We start from the raw sequence: 18,634 nt of genomic DNA, 5'->3' as shown, positions 1-18,634 counted from the left end.
ATGGATCGCGATGCAGCGATCAGCCAGCCTGAACCAGATCGCGCCATGCGGCGGCATAGGCGGTCAGGTCCGCAGCAGGCCCTTGCCTGACCTTGCTGGTTTCGGGCGCCCTGGCATGCGTCAGACACAGACAGGCCGCGCCGACCGAGGTTCCCGTTGCCGAAATCGCGATCTCTACCCCGTCAGGGCGCAACGCGGCGAGCATCGACAGGTAATCCGCATTGCGGGCAAACGGGCCTTCGATGATTGCCGGACCTTGCGCCCCGATCAGCGACAGGCAGGCATCCGTCATCAGCCCGAGATACAGCGACAACGCGAAGATACGCTCGCCCTCGGTGGCGGGTTCCGAGGTCCAGCGCATGTGTCGCCCCTGAAACGGGCCGGAACCCGGCTCGACGGCAGGCAGGATCATCACGCGGTCGCGCAGCACCCGGTCACGGTCGGCGTCGTCCGGCTGCGCTTCGCTGCCCGCCCGGATCACCTCGTATTCCCGGCCACCCATGAAGCGCGCCGAGGGCACAGGCTGACCAAGCGCGCTGACATTCACCAGCACATCCCGCGCCGGATCAAGCGGCACCGGCGCGGCACCAACCGCCATCGCCACAACCCATGTCCCGGTCGAGACCACGGCAAACGGCATCTGCCGCCCACTGACATGCGGGTAAAGCGAGGCGTTGCTGTCATGGATGCCACAACTGACCGGCGTGTCGGGCGATAGTCCGGTCCGCTTTGCCAAATCCGCCCGCAGATGTCCCAGAACCTCGCTAGACCGCCGCGCCGGTGCCAGCTTCTCCGCAAGGCCCAGCCGGTTGACCAGTGAGGAAAACCGCCCCTCATAGGGGTTCCACAGATCGGTATGACAGCCCAGCGAACTGACATCGCTGGCAAGCGCGCCCGTCAGCCGGTAGCCCCAATATTGCGGATAGGTCAGCACATGCGCCACCCTGTCCCCCAAACCGGATTGCGTCTTGAACAACCAGTGCAGTTGCGCGCCAAGGTTCAGTCCGGCAGGCAGGCGCGGTGAGCCGGTTTCCGCGAAATCCGGGCGGATCGCATCATATTCCCCGGCCAGATCATCCGGGCCGTCATGTTCATAATCCAGCATCGGCGCTGCCAGCCCACCTTCCGCGTTCAGCAACACGCAAGAGGCGCCATGCGTCGTGACCGAAATCGCATCCACGCCATGCGCGGCATGAAAGCGCGACAGGTGGTCAAGGAAGAAGCTCCAATGCCCCTCCAGATCGAAATGCGGATAAGGCGGTCCGGGCAGGACGAGGTTCGGGCGGGTGACCACCGCGATCTCGGTCAGGCCTGCCGCCTCGACCAGTGCCAGCTTGGCATTGGTCTTGCCGATATCGATGACGGCGATGTGGCGGGGGTTGGTCATGGCATGTGGAACATCGGGATCAGCGGCACCGCCACCGGCTGATGGTCCGGGTGGGTTTGCATCAGATCGGCCATATGCGCCCACCAGTCGCGCATCACCGGATGGTTTGGCAGATCATCCATGCCGTGATCGTCGCGCCGCCACAGCACCCCGAACAGCGCATTGGTTTCGGGGTCGAGATGGATCGAGTAATCCTCGACCCCCGCCGCTTTCAAAAGCGCCGTCAGCTCTGGCCAGATGGCGTCGTGGCGGCGGCGGTATTCGTCTTCTGCGCCGGGGTTCAGGACCATGCGGAAGGCATATTTCTGCATCAGCGCCTCCACATCGACCAAAGCCGCGGCAGCGCGATCACGCCGATCAGCAGCGCACCGATGATGATCGACATGACGATGCCCGGCACATTCAGAAGCCCCAGACCAAAGGTCACCAGCCCCATGACCAGTGCCGCGATGACCACGCCGGGAATCGACCCCGATCCGCCAAGGATCGAGACTCCGCCAAGGACCACCATGGTCACCACCTCAAGCTCGAACCCCGTGGCAATCGAAGGGCGGGTCGAGCCGAGGCGAGAGGTCAGGCAGATCGCGGCAATCCCGCTCATCAGCCCGGTTTGCAGGAACAGGATGAAGCGGATGCGGTTCACCCGGATGCCGGAAAAGCGGGCGGCAGTGGCGTTGTTGCCGATGGCATAGACGGCGCGGCCAAAGCTGGTCTTGTGCAGCAGGACGCCGAAGATGACGGCGAAAAGCGCGAACAGGAACAGCTCGAACGTGATCACCCACCAGACATAGCCCTGTCCGAAATAGGCGAAACTGGCCGGGTAGCCGGTAAAGGCTCCGTCGCCCAGCACGATATAGCTGATCCCCCGGAAGAGGCTCATCGTGCCGATGGTCACCACAATCGAGGGCAGGCCAAATCCCGCAACCAGCAGCCCGTTGAATGCCCCGCAAACCAACCCCGTCACCAGCCCGACCAGCACCAGAACCGGCATCGGCGCGCCTGCCATCATCGCCAGCCCCATCATGGTCGAGGTCAGCGCGATGATCGAGGCGACCGACAGATCGATATCGCCCGCGATGATCAGCATCGCCATGGCAAAGGCGATCAGCGCCTTCTCGGTGAAGTTGAAGCTGGCATCCGACAGGTTCCACGGATCCAGAAACCAAGGCGAGGCGAAGGAATTGGCGATGAAGATCGCCACCGCCACGCCGAACAGCAGCAATTCCCAACTGCTCAGCGCCTTCCGCAGGGGCGAGGTCAGGCGGTCGGGGATCTGGCGGCCCCTTGGTTCTTCGCTGGTGACGCTCATTCCCGCTGCTCCGCCTTTTTCAGGATGATCCGGCCCTGCTGGCCCTGTCCGCGCGCATTGAAGGCGATGGCGACAAGGATCGCGGTGCCGGAAATCGCCATCTGCCAGAAAGGCGAGATGCCGACGACCGGCAGCGCATTCTTGACGATGCCCAGAAACAGCGCGCCCATCACCGCGCCCGCCACCGATCCAGCACCGCCCGCAATGGCGATGCCGCCGATCACGCAGGCGGCGACCACGTCAAGCTCGAACCCTGCGGCGATATCGACATAGGCGACCGAATAACGCGCGACCCACAGATATCCGGTCAGCCCGGCCAGCGCGCCCGCCAGCGTAAAGGCCCAGAACTGCGTCCGCCCGACCGAAATGCCGGTATAGACCGCCGCATGAGGATTGCCGCCAACGGCGAAGAACGCCCGGCCAAGCGGCGTCCGGTAGATCAGAACGGCAAAGCCCGCGACGATGACGATCATGATCCAAGTCATCACCGGCAAGCCCAGATAGACCGTGCGCGGAAACGCCTTGAAGCCTGCGCTCATCTGGTGGGCGTTGATCCAGCGGCCATCGGTCAGCAGGAAGATGATCCCGCGATAGATGGTCATCGTGCCCAATGTCACCACGATCGAGGGGATGTTCAGCTTCCAGACCAGAATGCCGTTGAACGCGCCAAGCGCTGCGCCAAGGGCGATCACCGCCAGCAAGATCAGCGGCAGCGGCACCCCGGCCATGTTCATCAGCCCGGCGACCATCCCGCACAAAGCCAGATTGGCGGCCATCGACAGATCGATGCATTTTGTCAGAATCACCGCCATCTGCCCAAGCGCCAGAATGATCAGCGGCGAAGTGTCGGTCAGCACGCGGGCCAGACTGGCAGGCCGGACAAAGCCCGGAAAGCGGCTATAGATCAGCGCCAGCAACAGCAGGATCGCCAGACCCAGAACCGTCTCGCGCGATTTGAGCAGGCTCATGCGGCGTTCCTTTCACGGATGCCGGCAGCGGCGCGGACAAGGTTTTCGGGAGTCATCATCTCGCCCGCGAACTCGGCGGCGATGCGGCCTTCGCGCATGACGATGACGCGGTCGGACATGCCCAGAACCTCTGGGATTTCCGAGCTGACCATGATCACCGCCAACCCCTCTGCCGCCAGTTCCGACATAAAGTCATGCACAGCGGCCTTTGATCCGATGTCGATGCCCTTGGTCGGCTCGTCCAGAATGATCACCTTAGGCTTCGTCGCCAGCCATTTCGCGATCACCACCTTCTGCTGATTTCCACCCGACAGCAGCCCCAGATCCTGATCCAGCGATGCCGCCCGCAAATCCAGCCTTTGCGTATATTCACGGGCCAGCGTGAATTCTTCGGCCAAGCGCAGGAAGCCCGATTTCGAGGTCCGCGACAGCGACGGCAGCGTCACGTTCTGAAAGATCGGCAGACCGCGCACGGCACCCTGCCTGCCACGATCCTCGGGGACATAAACGATGCCCGCGTCGATGGCCTCGGCGGTGCTGCGGATGACGCGGATGCCGTCGCCGGTGCGGCAGGCGCCCTTGGACGGGCGGGTGATGCCGAACAGCGCTTGCATCACTTCGGAACGGCCCGCGCCGACCAGACCGTAGAAGCCAAGGATTTCGCCCTCATGCAGGGTGAAGGTGATGTCCTCGAACTCGGTCGGATGCGAATAGCCTGCAACGGTCAGCGCGGGCGCGCCGATCCGGGCCGGACGCTTGGGATAGATCTGATCGACCTCGCGGCCGACCATCATCTGCACCAGACGGCCTTCGTCCACCTCGCCCATCAGGCCTTCGCCGACGAATTGACCGTCGCGGAACACCGTCCAGCGGTCGGCGATGCGGAAGATTTCGTCGAATTTGTGGCTGATGAACAGGATCGCCTTGCCCTGCGCCTTCAGCTTCGCGACCAGATCGTAAAGCTCGTGGATTTCCTTGTGCGACAGCGCCGCCGTCGGCTCATCCATGATGACCACGCTGGCATCGATGGACAAAGCCCGCGCAATCGCCACCAGATGTTTCGAGGCAATGCCCAGATCGCGCAGCCGCACGCGGGGCGACAGATCGGCACCGATGGAGGCCAGAATCTCGGCCGCCTCACGCTCCATCCGGCGTTTGTCGATCAGGCCAAAGCGCCCGCGCGGAGCATGACCGATGAAGATATTCTCGGCCACGGTCAGTTCGTCGAACAGCACCGTTTCCTGATGGATCGCGGTCACGCCAGCTTCGCCTGCGGCCTGCGCGGTCGGGAAACGCGTCTCGGCCCCGCGGACGGCGATCGTGCCCTCATCCGGCTGATAGATGCCGGTCAGGATTTTGACGATGGTTGATTTGCCCGCGCCATTCTCACCCACCAGCGCCGTCACCTGACCCGGATAAAGGTCAAGCTGCACCGCATTCAGCGCGCGGACGCCGGGAAAGCTTTTGCTGATCCCGCGCAGCGACAGCACGGGCGCGCCATCGCCGGGACCATTCAGTTCAGCCTGCATGGATCGGACCTGTCGGGGTTGGGGCGGGCCCGGCACAGCGGACCCGCCACATGATCAGAAGATCGAGGAAAACTCGTCGATATTCGACGCATCATAGGTGAAGGGATCGGACATGGCGCCTTCGTTATTGTCGTCCAGCGTCACCGTGCCGATGCGCCCCATCGAGATCTCGGCCCCCGGCGCGGCTTCGGCCTTATCGCTGGCCAGTTCATAGGCGATATAGGTCGCGGCATAGCCCAGATCGATCGGGTTCCAGATCGCAAAACTTTGCGACGCGCCCGATTTCACATGACCCGCCATTTCCGAGGGCAGGCCCAGCCCGGTCACGTTCACCTCACCCACCTTGCCGGCATCGGTCACGGCCTGCGCGGCGGCGACGATGCCAACGCTGGTCGGCGCGATGATGGCCTTTAGATCGGGATAGGTCTGCAACAGCCCCTGCGTCTCGCGGTAGGATTTATCGGCCAGATCGTCGCCATAGACGGTGGCGACCACGTTGATCCCCGGATAATCCGGCAGAACCTTGGTCATTTCCTCGATCCAGATATTCTGGTTGGTCGAGGTGGTGGTGGCCGACAGTACCGCCACATCCCCGCCTTCGGGCAGATGATCGGCGGCCAGCTTGATGATCGTATTGCCGATCAGCGGGTTCGAGGACGGGTTCAGGTGCATCTGCCGCCCCTCGGGCGCGACGCCGGAATCCCACGAGATGACCGTGATCCCGCGATCCATCGCCCGTTTCAGCGTCGGCACCAGCGCGTCGGTGTCATTGGCCGAAACCGCGATGGCATCCACCCGTTGCGCGATCAGCGAATTGATCACCTCGATCTGGCCTTCCGCCGTGGTGTCGGTCGGGCCGGTATAGATGATTTCGACATCGCCCAGTTCCGCCGCAGCCTCGTTTGCCCCCTTGGCCGCTGCCTCGAAAAAGCCGATGCCAAGCGCCTTGGCGACGATGGCGATACGCTTCGTCTCGGCGCTGGCGCTGGTGGCAATCAGCGCGGTCGCGACCGCCGCCGTTGTCATGATTTTCGTCAGAATGCCCATCTTGTTCCTCCCCTGAGCATATGTGCCGGCTCATTCCTCCTGAGCGCGGGCCTTTCTTTCGCTCGCGGCCACATTGGCCACGATCAGTCTGATATCCGCCGCCTCCAGCATCTTGGCGGCACGGTCGGTGATCCCCTCATCGGTGACGACGGTATGAATGCGCGACAGCGGGCACAGCAGCAGGCTTGAGCGGTTGTCGAATTTCGAGCTGTCCGCCAGCACCACCAGCTCATCCGCCTGCCCGATCAGCTTCTGTTCGGCCTGAACCAGCAGCGGATCCCCCTCCATCAGCCCCAGAGGGCCAAGCCCCCGGCAGCCCATGAACATGCGCTTGGCATAGAAATGGCGCGAGCCGTCCTCATCGAAGGGCGACAGGATAATGTTCTGTTCGCGATAGATCGCACCAGCGGGCAGCAGGACAGTGTTCTTCGAGTGCTTCAGCAAATGCTCGGCAATCGGGAAGCTGTTGGTGAAGACCTGAAGCCGCTTGGCGGTCAGCGGGTGGACCATCTGAAAGGTGGTCGTGCCGCCATTGATGATGATCGCATCGCCATCCTCGCACAATTCCACCGCGGCGCGGGCGATGGCCCGCTTTTCGGCGGTATGGATCGATTCCTGCACGGCAAAGGGGCGCGCATTGATGCCGACATAGTTCGGCGGCGCAATCGCCTCGGCCCCGCCACGCACGCGGCGCAGTTTCTTCTGAACGTGCAGCGTGGCAATGTCGCGGCGCACCGTCGCCTCGGACGCGCCGGTCATGGCGCACAGTTCTGCCACGGTGACAACCGGGCGCTCTTGCACAGCCGACAGAATGATCCGATGGCGTTCGGTTTCATGCATGAATCGCGTCCTCCCTGCTGTCACATTTCCCGCTGTTCCGATCATTGTCAATCATTTTCAATCGCAGAATGTCTTTCTGCACGTGCATTATGATTGTTTGTGATCGTTTTTGATTGACATTCTGTCGGCGGCTGGCATTTTTGCCGGTAAGCAGGCGCGGCGAATCCGCGCCAGGGGAGGCTATCGATGACCATGACGCGCGACGCCAATCGGCTTGAAAACCTGTGGGATGATGCCCGCGCCACCGGGATGAGCGAATCAGAGCAGTTGCTTTACCGCTCGAACCTGCTGGGCTCGGACAAGCGGGTGACGAATTACGGCGGCGGCAATACCAGCGCCAAGGTGATGGAAACCGATCCGCTGACCGGCGATCCCGTCGAGGTGCTGTGGGTCAAGGGCTCGGGCGGCGATATCGGCTCCATGAAGATGGACGGGTTTTCAACGCTTTACATGGACCGGCTGCAAGCGCTGAAGGGCAAGTATCGCGGCGTCGAGTTCGAGGATGAGATGGTCGGCTACCTGCCCCATTGCACCTTCAACCTGAACCCCCGCGCCGCCTCGATCGATACGCCGCTTCACGCCTATGTCCCGCGTAAACATGTCGATCACGTCCATTCCGATGCGATCATCGCCATCGCGGCCTCGGTCAATTCGCGCGACCTGACGGCCGAGATTTTCGGTGACGAGATTGGCTGGCTGCCTTGGAAAAAGCCCGGATATGAGCTTGGACTGTGGCTTGAGAAATTCGCGGTCGAGAACCCCGAGGCCAAGGGCTGCGTGCTGGAAAGCCACGGACTTTTCACCTGGGGCGATACCGCGAAAGACTGCTATCTGACGACGCTGGCGATCATCAACAAGGCGGCGGCATGGCTCGAGGAACGGACAGCGGCGAAGCCCGCATTCGGTGGCCAGAAGCTGCCCACCCTACCCGCGCCCGACCGCCGTGCCATCGCGGCGCGGCTGATGCCGATCATTCGCGGGCTGATTTCGAAGGATCGCTACAAGATCGGTCATTTCGACGATCAGCAGGCGGTTCTGGATTTCGTCGGCTCGCATGATCTGGCGCGGCTGGCGCCTTTGGGTACCTCTTGCCCCGATCACTTCCTGCGCACCAAGATCCGTCCGCTGGTGGTCGATTTCGACCCCGCCAATCCCGATCTGGACCGCACCATCGCCGGACTTGCCGAGGCCGCCGAAGCCTATCGGCAAGACTACAAAGCCTATTACGACCGCTGCAAGCGCGCCGATTCCCCTGCCCTGCGTGATCCGAATGCGGTGGTCTGGCTGGTGCCGGGCGTCGGCATGCTGACCTTTGCGCTGGACAAGGCGACGGCGCGGATCTCGGGCGAGTTCTATGTGAACGCGATCAATGTGATGCGCGGCGCTTCGGCGGTTTCGACCTATCAGGGGCTGCCCGAACAGGAAGCCTTCGACATCGAATACTGGCTTCTTGAGGAAGCCAAGCTGCAACGGATGCCGAAACCCAAGGCGCTGGCGGGCCGCGTGGCGCTGGTCACCGGCGGCGCGGGCGGTATCGGCGCGGCAACGGCCGAACGCTTTCTGAAGGACGGCGCCTGCGTCGTTCTGGCCGATATAGATGAGGCTGCATTGTTGCAGACCGCCGATGATCTGACTGCGCGCCACGGCAAGGACGTGGTGCGGAAGGTGCAGATGAACGTCACCAGCGAAGAACAGGTCATCGCCGCCTATGCCGATGCGGCGGTCGAGTTCGGGGGCATCGATATCCTTGTCTCGAATGCCGGGATCGCCTCATCCGCGCCGGTCGAGGAAACCTCTCTGGCGCTGTGGAACAAGAACATGGACATCCTGTCCACCGGCTATTTCCTCGTCTCGCGTGAGGCGTTCCGGCTGTTCCGCACCCAGGATATCGGCGGCTCGGTGATCTTCATCGCCTCGAAGAACGGCCTTGCCGCCAGCCCGAATGCCAGCGCCTACTGCACCGCCAAGGCCGCCGAGATCCATCTTGCGCGCTGCCTTGCGCTGGAAGGGGCCGAAGCGGGCATCCGCGTGAATGTGGTCAATCCCGATGCCGTCCTGCGCGGATCGCGGATTTGGGAGGGAGAGTGGCTGGATCAACGCGCCTCGACCTACCGCACCGACAAGGAGGGGCTGGAGGAAATGTATCGCCAGCGCTCGATGCTGAAACGCGCGGTTCTGCCGGATGACATCGCCGAGGGGGCGTATTTCTTTGCCTCGGATCTGTCGGCGAAATCGACGGGGAATATCCTCAATGTCGATGCCGGCAATGTGCAGGCATTCACGAGGTAAGCCATGATCGACCCCACCCTGATCGAGCAACAGAACGACACCCGCCGCGCCGCGCTTCAATCGGATTACGACGCGCTTGCCGCCCAGCTTGACCGCCGCGGAATCGACATCGAGGCGCTGACGGCGCGTGCGGAAGACTTTGGCGTTGCCGTTCCCTCTTGGGGCACCGGCACCGGCGGCACCCGCTTCGCCCGCTTTCCCGGCGAGGGAGAGCCGCGTGACATTTTCGACAAGCTTGACGATTGCGGCGTCATTCATCACCTGACAGGCGCGACGCCCAAGGTCAGCCTGCACATCCCGTGGGACAAGGCCGATCCGGCCTTGCTGCGCGAAAAGGCCGCCCAGCTTGGGCTTGGCTTCGACGCGATGAATTCGAACACCTTTCAGGACCAGCCCGATCAGCACCTCAGCTACAAGTTCGGCTCTTTGTCCCATGCCGATGCGGCCACGCGGGCGCAAGCTGTCGAGCACAATCTTGAATGTATCGAGATCGGTCAAAAGATCGGCTCGCGCGCGCTGACCGTCTGGATCGGCGACGGCAGCAACTTCCCCGGTCAGACCTCGCTGTCGAAACAGTTCGACCGCTATCTGGCCTCGATGCAGGACATCTATGCCGGACTGCCGGAGGACTGGCGCATCTTTTCCGAGCATAAGATGTATGAACCGGCGTTCTATTCGACCGTGGTGCAGGACTGGGGCACCAGCCTGATGATCGCGCAGGAGCTTGGGCCGAAGGCGCAATGTCTGGTCGATCTGGGCCATCACGCGCCGAACACGAATATCGAGATGATCGTCGCCCGCCTGATCCGCGCAGGCAAGCTGGGCGGTTTCCACTTCAATGACAGCAAATATGGCGACGACGATCTGGACGCCGGGACAATCGAACCTTACCGGCTGTTTCTGGTCTTCAATGAGTTGGTCGAGCTGGAGAACACCTCCGGCCTCGATCTGGCCCACATGATCGACCAAAGCCACAATGTCACCGATCCGATCGAAAGCCTGATGATCTCGGCCATGGAGATCGAGCGCGCCTTTATACAGGCATCGCTGGTCGATCGGGGAGCGCTGGCCGATTATCAGGCGGCGAATGATGCGCTGATGGCGTCAGCCACGCTGCGGCAGGCGTTTCGGACCGATGTAGAGCCGATCCTTGCCATGGCGCGGCTGCGGAAGAATGCCGCGGTCGATCCGGTCGCGACCTATCGCGCCTCGGGCTACCGGGTGAAGGTCGCCGAGACGCGACCGAAAGTCAGCGGCGGCAGTGGCGGGATCGTCTGAAAGGCACCCGTCCAAAAGATCAACCGCAGCCTGACCGCTGCGGTGATGATGCAGAGCGCATAATGCAACGCAATGCGGTGATGCCGAGCAATGTTCGCGTCGGATCGGAACAACTGACGCATTCCGCGCTGCCTCGTCTTGCAATCCCCTCGAAAGCTGCAATCGTTAACCAACAACAACGCACAAAATCGACGGGGAAACCATCATGCGACATCAGCTTGCCGCCTTGCTCGCCATCACCACGGCGCTTTCCACCGCGCCTGTCCTTGCGCAGGAATTCGGGGATTATGCCTATGATTCCATTCGCGCCTTGGTCTTCGATTATCCGGGCCGCTATACCGGCAGCGAAAAATTTACCCAAGCCAGCGACTATATGACCGACCGGCTCGCCTTTGGCGGCGGCACTGTCACACGGCAGGAATTCACCTCTAGCTGGGGGCCGTCACACAACCTGTTGCGCGAAATGGAGGGCGAGAACGGCAAATTCATCGTCGTCGGCGCGCATTTCGACACGGCGGGCACGTTTGACGACCTTCAAGGCGTCGATGACAATGCCTCGGGCGCGGCGCTGCTGACCGAGCTTGCGGCTCATATGTCGGGGATGGATCTGGAAACGGGTCTGGTCTTCAACGCTTTCGGCGCGGAAGAGATCGGGTTGCAGGGAAGTCGCTACTATGTCGAAAACCTGACGCCCGAGCAGCAACAGAACATCGCCGGGATGATCAATATCGACAGCCTGATCACCGGCGATCACAAATACGCCCATGCAGGCACGAACTATCTGACCAATGCAGAGCTGAAATCCTTCTGGACCCGCATTCATTCCATCGCAGACGAGCTTGACATCGATCTGCGCTCGAACCCCGGCAATAATCCGCATTACCCGGTCGATACCGGCTGCTGCTCGGACGCGGCCCCGTTCGAGGCCCTGGATATTCCGATTCTGTGGATGGAGGCGACCAACTGGGATCTGGGCGATCTTGACGGCTATACCCAGACCGACAATCCGGCGATCCCCGGAGGCGCGACCTGGCACACGCCGGAACTGGATCGTTGGGACGTGCTGACGGCAGCCTTCGGCGAAGAGCGCATCCCCGAGCGTCTGCACGATTATTCGCTGCTGCTGACCCGCCTGCTGGTCGAAGAGACCGGCGCCGACCTGATCGCGTCGTCCCGCAATGCGGGCATGGCCGCCTCGCAGATGGCCGATGTCGTGGCGATGCAGCAGGACGACCTGTCGGCCTTCTCGCTGCAATCGGCGCGGGCGCGGCTGGCGATGCCGGGGCAGATCGGGCGCTTTACCCCGAATGTCACGGTCGAAGGGCTGGCCCGTCCGGGTGGCAATTCGGATCTTGGCACCGATGGCGGCTCGGCCCTGTCGGCACATGCCGGGGGCTTCTGGCAGATGAGCGAGGAACTGAGCTTCGGCGGCGCGCTGAGCTATCGGCACAGCGGCAATGACCTGTCCGATGGTGGCGAGGTATCGGCAAAATCGTTCTCTGCCGGGCTGGACGCGGCATGGAAACGGGGGGCAAGCTGGGCGGTAGCGGCGGTCAGCTATGGCAAAGCCGATCTGTCGGGCGACCGCGATTTCATCATGACCTCGGGCCTTGGCGCCGAGATTCTGCGGCGCAATTTCGACTATGACACCGATGCCTATATGCTGGGCGCAAGCATCCATGCCGGACATGATTTCGGCACGTCCGAGGGGTTGAGCTATGGCCCGGTGATCGGGCTGGACTATGCCAGCACCCGCATCGCCGGTTTCACCGAAAGCGGCAATGACAGGCGCGCGGTCAGCTATGACGAGATGGATTTCGAGAGCCTTGAATTGCAACTGGGCGGTCAGGTCGGGCAGCGGATCGACATGGGCGGCCGTGCGGTTCGGCTTTCGGCGCATGCGGCCTATGTGCGCGAACTGGCCGATGGTCGTCCCGACAGCGTGACGGTGACCGACAGCACCGGCACCGCGCGCAAGGTCGGCGTGACCGGCGCGGATGATTCCTTCGGCCGGATCGGCGTCTCGGCAGAGATGGAGCTGTCTCCGCAGGCGGTGGGCTGGATTTCGGTCGATGGTCGTGTCGGCCATGACGCCGGTTCGCAAACCGCCGTCGGGGCCGGGGTCAGCATGCGGTTCTGACCCGCAAGAACGGCTGCGCCCGCCCGGCAAATCCGGGCGGGCGCTTGTCGCCGATAGGCCTGACCGACGATCTCAGAACATCGTATTGTCGTTTGCGGATTCTTCGGGAACCTCCTGAAGCACGTCCCAATGTTCAACGATCATCCCATCCTCGACCCGGAAGATATCGACGACAGCGGTTCCGCGATCCTCTGCGCCATTGGTCGAGTGGACATGCAGATAGACCAGATCGCCATCGGTCGCGCTACGCACGATTTCCGCTTTCGATTCGGGGTTCTCGGCAAAATAGCCGGTGAAGTAATCGACCAGAGGTGCCTTGCCGTCTGGAACCTGCGGGTTGTGCTGGATGTAATCCTCGGCCACGACCTCCGCCGCCTCGACCGTTTCGTGGTCGTTGAAGAAGCGATTGTAGAACCCGATCACCAGTTCCCGGTTGGCCTCTTCCTGCACCAGATCGCGCGTCGCCGTTTCCGCCAATGCCGGTTGCCCCAGCATCGCCGCCGCCAGCACACCACCCAGAATCACCCTTTTGATTGCCGTCATCACTGATTTCCCTTGCTTGGATGCCGGGCAATTGTCCGCTGCCGCGACATGGTCTAAAAACACGACCATCAGGCTATGAAGGGTGATTCAGGCTCGCAAGAACTCTTCTTCGCGGGACAAGGTCACTCCAGACTGACCTTTGGACAATTGCAGGAGGCCGGTGATGCCCGCTGACGAAACAGTGATCTTTGACCAGCCTTGCCCGATCCGCGACGTGCTGGACCGAATCGGCGATCAGTGGAGCCTGCTGGTGCTGGAGGCGCTAAGCCACGGCACCCTTCGTTATAGCGACCTGATGCGGGGGATCGGCGATATATCGAAACAGATGCTGGCCAAGACCCTGCGGCGGCTGGAGATGGACGGCTTTGTGACCCGCAAGGTCTTTGCCGAGGTGCCACCGCGCGTGGAATACAGCCTCAGCCCGCTTGGCCGGTCCTTCATGCAACAGGTTCAGGGCATGATCGCATGGGCCGATGCCAATCACCGCGATATCGTGCTGAACCGGCGGGCCTATGAACAGGGGTGATCCGCTTTAGCCGCGGGGATGCGCAGAGCGATAGACCGCCATCAGATGCGCATCGTCGATGCCGGTATAGACTTGCGTTGTGGACAGACTGGCATGACCCAGCAATTCCTGAATGGTGCGCAGATCGCCACCCGCCGCCAGCAGATGCGTGGCGAAGGAATGGCGCAACGCATGCGGCGTGGCTGTCGCGGGCAGGCCCAGCGAGGCGCGGGCGCGGCGCAGGGCCGAGGCGATCTGATCGGCGCTTAGCCTGCCGCCTCGGACACCGCGAAACAGCGGCTGATCGGGGGCAAGCCGCCACGGGCATTGGCGCAGATATTCGGCAATCGCATCGCGGGCGACCGGCAGCACCGGCACCTTGCGCTCCTTGCCGCCCTTGCCCGTGATCGTCAGTGCGTCGCGGAACGGCCATTCGCGCCCGTCCAGTCCCAGGGCTTCGGAAATGCGCAACCCGCAACCCCATAGCAGCGTCATCACTGCCGCGTCACGCGCCGCGACCCATGGCGTCGGGTGACCATCGGCCACCATATCCAGCGCGTCCTGCGCCTGATCGATGGTCAGGGGACGGGGCAGGGAGCGGGCATATTTTGGGCTGCGGGTCGATAAAGCCGCCGAGAGGTCATAGCCCTCGCGGTCGGATATCCAGCGCAGGAAGCTGCGGACCGCCGATTGCCGCCGGGCCAGCGATCTTGCGCCCAGTCCCCGCGCCCGCTCGGACGCCGCAAAGGCGCGCATGTCGGCTTGCTTCAGCCCGGCAATGGACTTCGGCGTTGCCGCCTCGCCATGATGGCCGCCAAGGAAGGCCAGAAAGGCCAGCAGATCGGCACGATAGGCGTTGATCGTGTGCAAAGAGCGGTCGCGTGTCGCGGCTTCCAGTTCCAGCCAGCGGGCCAGCGCATCGGCGGTCGCCGGTGCAAGGGCCAAGGGCGTGGCTGGTGCGGCGGTCACAGCCGTCTCATCAACACCAGCCGGAAGACCTGCCCGAAGAAGCGCAACAGGTCGGTGCCATGCGCTGGCATGAAGCGCGAAGCCTCGGCGCTGCCCATGACCAGCAGGGCGCGCGGGCGGCGGGCGCCAAGATCCAGCGGCAGCAAAGCCTCGGACGCGACTTCGCGGCCATGGATCGGCTGGGTGATGGGCGAGGCGGGGCGCAGCACGATATCGTCGCCGCGCGGGGTCCGGCGGCCTGCGGTGATGATGCGATCGACCGCGCCTTCCGGGGCGATCAGCACATCTTCGGGAAGATCGGGCATGACCGGATCGGCCTCGACCACCAGCCGCAACGTCTCGATCCGCAGCAGCGGCGCGATGTCTGATTGCAGGCTGTCGATCAACTCGTTCAGGTCATGGGTTTCCAGCAACCCGATCACCGCGCGCTGAACCACCGCATTGCCGGATTGATTGTCGAAAGCCGCGGCGATGACGCTTTCATGCTGGACTTCAAGCCGATCCAGCCGACCTTCCAGCGCCTCCATCGCGCGACCGCGGATATCGATGACATTGTCGCCGATTTCCGCCTCGCGCGCCGAAACCAGCGCGCGCATGAGGTCACGGTCGGCCAGAATGACGCCCGGATCGGACAAAAGCTTTTCGCGAATCTCCGGGTCCAGTGCGGACGTCATTCCTGCCTCTCTTTCCGTTATCAGCCGATCTTCTGGCCGGTCTTGGCCCAATCGGCGTTGAATTGCTCCAACCCTTTATCCGTCAGGACGTGCTTCACCATCGATTTGATGACGGCGGGCGGGGCGGTGATGACATCGGTGCCGATCTTGCCGACTTCGATGATATGATTAACCGTCCGGATCGAAGCCGCAAGGATTTGCGTTTCGTAGCCGTAATTGTCATAGATCTCGCGGATATCCGCGATCAGATCGATGCCATCCAGATGGATGTCGTCCAGACGACCGATGAAGGGGCTGATGAAGGTTGCACCGGCTTTTGCTGCCAGAATCGCCTGCGCGGGCGAGAAGCACAGCGTCACGTTGACCATGTGGCCTTCGTCCGACAGCGCACGGCAGGCTTTCAGCCCGTCCCAGGTCAGCGGCACCTTGACGGCGATGTTGTCGGCGATCTTGGCAAGGATCTTGCCCTCGCGGATCATGTCCTCGGCCTTTTCGGCCACGACCTCGGCAGAAACCGGACCATCGACCAGTTCACAGATTTCGCGGGTGACCTCGGTAATATCGCGGCCTGCCTTCAGGATCAGCGACGGGTTGGTGGTCACGCCATCGACCATGCCCAGATCGTTCAGTTCCTTGATCGCGTCAACATCGGCGGTATCTACGAAGAATTTCATATTCCGGCTCCTTTCCTGCGGCTCGCAGGCGTCTTACTCCAGATGCGGCACAACTGAAAGGGCAGAACCATGACATGTCGGGATTGCGCCCAATCCTTGTTGAGGCTTTATCGCTAACGATGACTCGCGACAGCTTGCCCGATTTCTACCCGCCACGCGCCCGGATCGCGGTTCTGACGACCGAGCCGGTGGGCGTGCTGGACTATCTGGCACCTGAGGGTGGCGTCCGTCAGGGTCAGCTTGTGCTGGCGCCGCTTGGGCCGCGCCGGGTGCTGGGCATGGTCTGGGGCGAAGGGGTGGGCGATTTCGATCTGGCGAAACTGCGCGCGGTCGCACGGGTGCTGGACGCCGAACCGTTCCGGCGCGGCTTCGTCGAATTTCTGACCCGCGCCGCCGATTACACCCTGACCCCGCCGCCCCTGATGCTGCGGATGGCGACCCGTGCGCCCGATCTGGACCAACCGCCGGCTGCGCGTCGAGTGATCGTTCCGGCGGGCGATCCACCCTCACGCATGACCGAGGCGCGCGAACGGGTCATGCAGGTTGTGGCCGATCACGGCGGGGCCAGCTTTGCCCCGTCCGAGCTGGCGCAACTGGCTGGAGTCGGAGTGTCGGTGGTGAAGGGGTTGGTGACGGCGGGCACCCTGGCCGAAATCGAGGCTCCGCGCGACGTTCCCTATCCGCAGCTTGACCCGAACCTGCCGGGCAAGGCGCTGGATGCGGAACAACAAGCCGCCGCCGACAGTCTGCGGCAGGCGGTTCGCAGCCGCGCCTATGGCACCACCCTGCTGCGCGGCGTCACCGGCTCGGGCAAGACCGAGGTCTATCTGGAAGCCGTTGCCGAATGTCTGCGCGCCGGTCGTCAGGCGCTGGTGCTGCTGCCCGAAATCGCGCTCTCTGCCGAGTTTCTGGACCGGGTCGAGGCACGTTTCGGCAACCGCCCCGGCGAATGGCACAGCGGCATCACCCGGACCGAGCGTCGTCGTCTGTGGCACATGGCGGGCCGGGGCGAGGTCGGGCTGGTTGTCGGTGCGCGTTCGGCACTGTTCCTGCCCTTCCGCGATCTGGGCCTGATCGTCGTCGATGAGGAACATGACAGCAGCTACAAACAGGAAGACGTGGTCTTTTACAGCGCCCGCGACATGGCGGTGTTGCGCGCCTCGATTTCGGGGGCGCAGGTGGTGCTGGCCTCGGCGACGCCCAGCCTTGAAAGCTGGGTGAACGCGGCCAGCGGCAAATATGCGCGGCTGGATCTGCGGTCCCGCTATGGCGAGGCGGAATTGCCGGATATGGCGGCGATCGATCTGCGGGCCGAGGATTTGCCCTCGGGCAAATGGATCTCGCCAACGCTCGCCAAGGCGGTCGAGGCGCGGCTGGCGCGCGGGGAACAGTCGCTCTTGTTTCTGAACAGGCGCGGTTTTGCGCCGGTGACGGTCTGCCGCGCCTGCGGGCAGCAGATCGCCTGTCACCAATGCGATGCGCGCATGGTTGAGCATCGGTTCCAGAACCGGCTGGTCTGCCATCAATGCGGCGAGACGCGCCCGATCCCGGCAGCCTGCCCCTCTTGCGGGGTCGAGGGGAAACTTGCCCCCATCGGGCCGGGGGTCGAGCGGATCGCGGAAGAGGTTGCAGCGCGCTTTCCGGGGGCGAAGGCAACGGTGCTGTCGTCCGATCTGTTCGGCTCGGCCCGGGCGCTGAAGGAAACCGTGGCCGAGATCGCGAATGGCGAGACCGACATCATCATCGGCACGCAGATCGTCGCCAAGGGGCATAACTTTCCGCGTCTGACGCTGGTGGGCGTGATCGACGCCGATCTTGGGCTGCAAGGCGCGGATATGCGTGCGGCGGAGCGGTCGTTCCAACTGATGCGGCAGGTGGCCGGGCGTGCCGGGCGGCAGGCCGGGGATCGTCCGGGCGTGGCGTTGTTGCAGACCTATCAGCCCGAGCATCCGGTGATCCGGGCGATCCTGTCCGGGCAGGATGAGGCTTTCTGGGACGCCGAGGCAGCGGGACGGCAGGCGACGGCGATGCCGCCGTTCGGCAGGCTGGCAGGGGTGATCCTGTCCCATCCCGATCTGGCCGTGGTCAGCGATTTCGCCCGGCATCTGGCCGCGAATGCACAGGTGCTGCGCGATGCGGGGGCAGAGCTTTGGGGGCCCGCGCCTGCGCCCATTGCCCGGATCAGGGGGCGGCACAGGGTGCGGCTTCTGATCCATGCGCCGCGACAGGCGGCGGTGCAGGCGGCGATTGCGGACTGGCTTGCGCCGGTGAAGCTACCGACCAATTTGCGGCTGTCGATCGATATCGATCCGCAGAGCTTCTTGTAATCGCCAACGAGGTTCGCATCGGGGCCGCATATGGGGCATCGCAATCATAGGTTTTGCCGAACTGTTCCTCGCCCGTGGTCCAGCAGTGTTTGCGCAACAGGCGATGCATGTCCCAATACGCCGGAATGATCTGCCAGAGTGCCGAGGGCCGCGGG

General features: G+C 63.2%; 16 protein-coding genes. 5 read left to right on the top strand and 11 right to left on the bottom strand.

Features of this window, described 5'->3' with window-relative positions:
- Positions 1–19: 19 nt before the first annotated feature.
- From JJJ17_RS17080 to JJJ17_RS17050, 7 genes are read right to left on the bottom strand one after another with little or no spacing between them, the layout of a single operon-like run.
- Positions 20–1,387, bottom strand: a complete 1,368-nt coding sequence (locus JJJ17_RS17080; RefSeq protein WP_200688588.1) for an FGGY-family carbohydrate kinase — start codon at positions 1,385–1,387, stop codon at positions 20–22.
- On the bottom strand, positions 1,384–1,698 hold the full coding sequence (locus JJJ17_RS17075) for an L-rhamnose mutarotase (RefSeq protein ID WP_200688586.1): 315 nt from the start codon (positions 1,696–1,698) through the stop codon (positions 1,384–1,386). The genes JJJ17_RS17080 and JJJ17_RS17075 overlap by 4 nt, the downstream gene beginning before the upstream one ends.
- On the bottom strand, positions 1,698–2,696 hold the full coding sequence (locus JJJ17_RS17070; RefSeq protein WP_200688584.1) for an ABC transporter permease: 999 nt from the start codon (positions 2,694–2,696) through the stop codon (positions 1,698–1,700). Before JJJ17_RS17070 ends, JJJ17_RS17075 begins: the two co-directional genes overlap by 1 nt.
- Positions 2,693–3,664, bottom strand: a complete 972-nt coding sequence (locus JJJ17_RS17065; protein ID WP_200688582.1) for an ABC transporter permease — start codon at positions 3,662–3,664, stop codon at positions 2,693–2,695. Before JJJ17_RS17065 ends, JJJ17_RS17070 begins: the two co-directional genes overlap by 4 nt.
- Positions 3,661–5,193, bottom strand: a complete 1,533-nt coding sequence (locus JJJ17_RS17060) for a sugar ABC transporter ATP-binding protein (RefSeq protein WP_200688569.1) — start codon at positions 5,191–5,193, stop codon at positions 3,661–3,663. Before JJJ17_RS17060 ends, JJJ17_RS17065 begins: the two co-directional genes overlap by 4 nt.
- Positions 5,194–5,247: 54 nt before the next feature.
- Positions 5,248–6,240, bottom strand: coding sequence for a rhamnose ABC transporter substrate-binding protein (gene rhaS, locus JJJ17_RS17055; RefSeq protein ID WP_200688567.1), 993 nt, complete (start codon positions 6,238–6,240; stop codon positions 5,248–5,250).
- Between the two features lie 30 nt (positions 6,241–6,270).
- The gene (locus tag JJJ17_RS17050) at positions 6,271–7,080 is read right to left on the bottom strand and encodes a DeoR/GlpR family DNA-binding transcription regulator (protein WP_200688565.1); all 810 of its coding nucleotides are present in this window, start codon (positions 7,078–7,080) and stop codon (positions 6,271–6,273) included.
- 192 nt (positions 7,081–7,272) lie between these two features.
- Here JJJ17_RS17050 and JJJ17_RS17045 point away from each other — a divergent pair, with 192 nt between their 5' ends.
- From JJJ17_RS17045 to JJJ17_RS17035, 3 genes are all read left to right on the top strand, one after another.
- Complete coding sequence (locus tag JJJ17_RS17045) at positions 7,273–9,369, top strand: bifunctional rhamnulose-1-phosphate aldolase/short-chain dehydrogenase (RefSeq protein ID WP_200688809.1); 2,097 nt, start codon at positions 7,273–7,275, stop codon at positions 9,367–9,369.
- A gap of 3 nt (positions 9,370–9,372) precedes the next feature.
- Entirely contained in the window at positions 9,373–10,647 is a 1,275-nt protein-coding gene (gene rhaI / locus JJJ17_RS17040; RefSeq protein WP_200688562.1) for an L-rhamnose catabolism isomerase, read from the top strand.
- 205 nt (positions 10,648–10,852) lie between these two features.
- Positions 10,853–12,787 carry an autotransporter domain-containing protein gene (locus tag JJJ17_RS17035; RefSeq protein WP_200688560.1) on the top strand — a complete coding sequence of 645 codons (1,935 nt, stop codon included), beginning with the start codon at positions 10,853–10,855 and terminating at the stop codon, positions 12,785–12,787.
- Between the two features lie 72 nt (positions 12,788–12,859).
- Here the strand turns inward: JJJ17_RS17035 and JJJ17_RS17030 are convergent, their stop codons facing one another.
- Positions 12,860–13,330, bottom strand: coding sequence for a nuclear transport factor 2 family protein (locus JJJ17_RS17030; protein ID WP_200688559.1), 471 nt, complete (start codon positions 13,328–13,330; stop codon positions 12,860–12,862).
- Positions 13,331–13,493: 163 nt separating this feature from the next.
- Between JJJ17_RS17030 and JJJ17_RS17025 the strand changes: the two genes are divergently transcribed.
- Positions 13,494–13,856 (top strand): winged helix-turn-helix transcriptional regulator, encoded by a 363-nt coding sequence (locus tag JJJ17_RS17025; RefSeq protein ID WP_200688557.1) that lies wholly within the window; start codon positions 13,494–13,496, stop codon positions 13,854–13,856.
- Between the two features lie 6 nt (positions 13,857–13,862).
- On the opposite strand, the gene JJJ17_RS17020 is transcribed toward JJJ17_RS17025, so the two are convergent.
- Genes JJJ17_RS17020 through fsa form a run of 3 tightly spaced genes read right to left on the bottom strand, consistent with a single transcriptional unit; the run spans position 13,863 to position 16,152 of the window.
- Positions 13,863–14,804, bottom strand: a complete 942-nt coding sequence (locus JJJ17_RS17020) for a tyrosine recombinase XerC (RefSeq protein ID WP_200688555.1) — start codon at positions 14,802–14,804, stop codon at positions 13,863–13,865.
- On the bottom strand, positions 14,801–15,478 hold the full coding sequence (locus tag JJJ17_RS17015) for a DUF484 family protein (RefSeq protein WP_200688553.1): 678 nt from the start codon (positions 15,476–15,478) through the stop codon (positions 14,801–14,803). Before JJJ17_RS17015 ends, JJJ17_RS17020 begins: the two co-directional genes overlap by 4 nt.
- A 20-nt stretch (positions 15,479–15,498) precedes the next feature.
- Positions 15,499–16,152 (bottom strand): fructose-6-phosphate aldolase, encoded by a 654-nt coding sequence (gene fsa / locus JJJ17_RS17010; protein WP_200688551.1) that lies wholly within the window; start codon positions 16,150–16,152, stop codon positions 15,499–15,501.
- Positions 16,153–16,271: 119 nt separating this feature from the next.
- On the opposite strand from fsa, the gene JJJ17_RS17005 reads away from it, so the two are divergent.
- Positions 16,272–18,479 (top strand): primosomal protein N', encoded by a 2,208-nt coding sequence (locus JJJ17_RS17005; protein ID WP_200688549.1) that lies wholly within the window; start codon positions 16,272–16,274, stop codon positions 18,477–18,479.
- Positions 18,480–18,634 lie beyond the last annotated feature (155 nt).

The organism is Paracoccus caeni (genome assembly GCF_016629665.1).
GTDB lineage: Bacteria > Pseudomonadota > Alphaproteobacteria > Rhodobacterales > Rhodobacteraceae > Paracoccus > Paracoccus caeni.
This window is presented reverse-complemented; position numbering and strand designations above follow the sequence as displayed.

Bases quoted from the DNA above. Each gene is read 5' to 3' on its own strand.
- JJJ17_RS17080 (WP_200688588.1), bottom strand. From the start codon at position 1,387: ATGACCAACCCCCGCCACATCGCCGTCATCGATATCGGCAAGACCAAT.
- JJJ17_RS17075 (WP_200688586.1), bottom strand. From the start codon at position 1,698: ATGCAGAAATATGCCTTCCGCATGGTCCTGAACCCCGGCGCAGAAGAC.
- JJJ17_RS17070 (WP_200688584.1), bottom strand. From the start codon at position 2,696: ATGAGCGTCACCAGCGAAGAACCAAGGGGCCGCCAGATCCCCGACCGC.
- JJJ17_RS17065 (WP_200688582.1), bottom strand. From the start codon at position 3,664: ATGAGCCTGCTCAAATCGCGCGAGACGGTTCTGGGTCTGGCGATCCTG.
- JJJ17_RS17060 (WP_200688569.1), bottom strand. From the start codon at position 5,193: ATGCAGGCTGAACTGAATGGTCCCGGCGATGGCGCGCCCGTGCTGTCG.
- rhaS (WP_200688567.1), bottom strand. From the start codon at position 6,240: ATGGGCATTCTGACGAAAATCATGACAACGGCGGCGGTCGCGACCGCG.
- JJJ17_RS17050 (WP_200688565.1), bottom strand. From the start codon at position 7,080: ATGCATGAAACCGAACGCCATCGGATCATTCTGTCGGCTGTGCAAGAG.
- JJJ17_RS17045 (WP_200688809.1), top strand. From the start codon at position 7,273: ATGACGCGCGACGCCAATCGGCTTGAAAACCTGTGGGATGATGCCCGC.
- rhaI (WP_200688562.1), top strand. From the start codon at position 9,373: ATGATCGACCCCACCCTGATCGAGCAACAGAACGACACCCGCCGCGCC.
- JJJ17_RS17035 (WP_200688560.1), top strand. From the start codon at position 10,853: ATGCGACATCAGCTTGCCGCCTTGCTCGCCATCACCACGGCGCTTTCC.
- JJJ17_RS17030 (WP_200688559.1), bottom strand. From the start codon at position 13,330: ATGACGGCAATCAAAAGGGTGATTCTGGGTGGTGTGCTGGCGGCGGCG.
- JJJ17_RS17025 (WP_200688557.1), top strand. From the start codon at position 13,494: ATGCCCGCTGACGAAACAGTGATCTTTGACCAGCCTTGCCCGATCCGC.
- JJJ17_RS17015 (WP_200688553.1), bottom strand. From the start codon at position 15,478: ATGACGTCCGCACTGGACCCGGAGATTCGCGAAAAGCTTTTGTCCGAT.
- fsa (WP_200688551.1), bottom strand. From the start codon at position 16,152: ATGAAATTCTTCGTAGATACCGCCGATGTTGACGCGATCAAGGAACTG.
- JJJ17_RS17005 (WP_200688549.1), top strand. From the start codon at position 16,272: ATGACTCGCGACAGCTTGCCCGATTTCTACCCGCCACGCGCCCGGATC.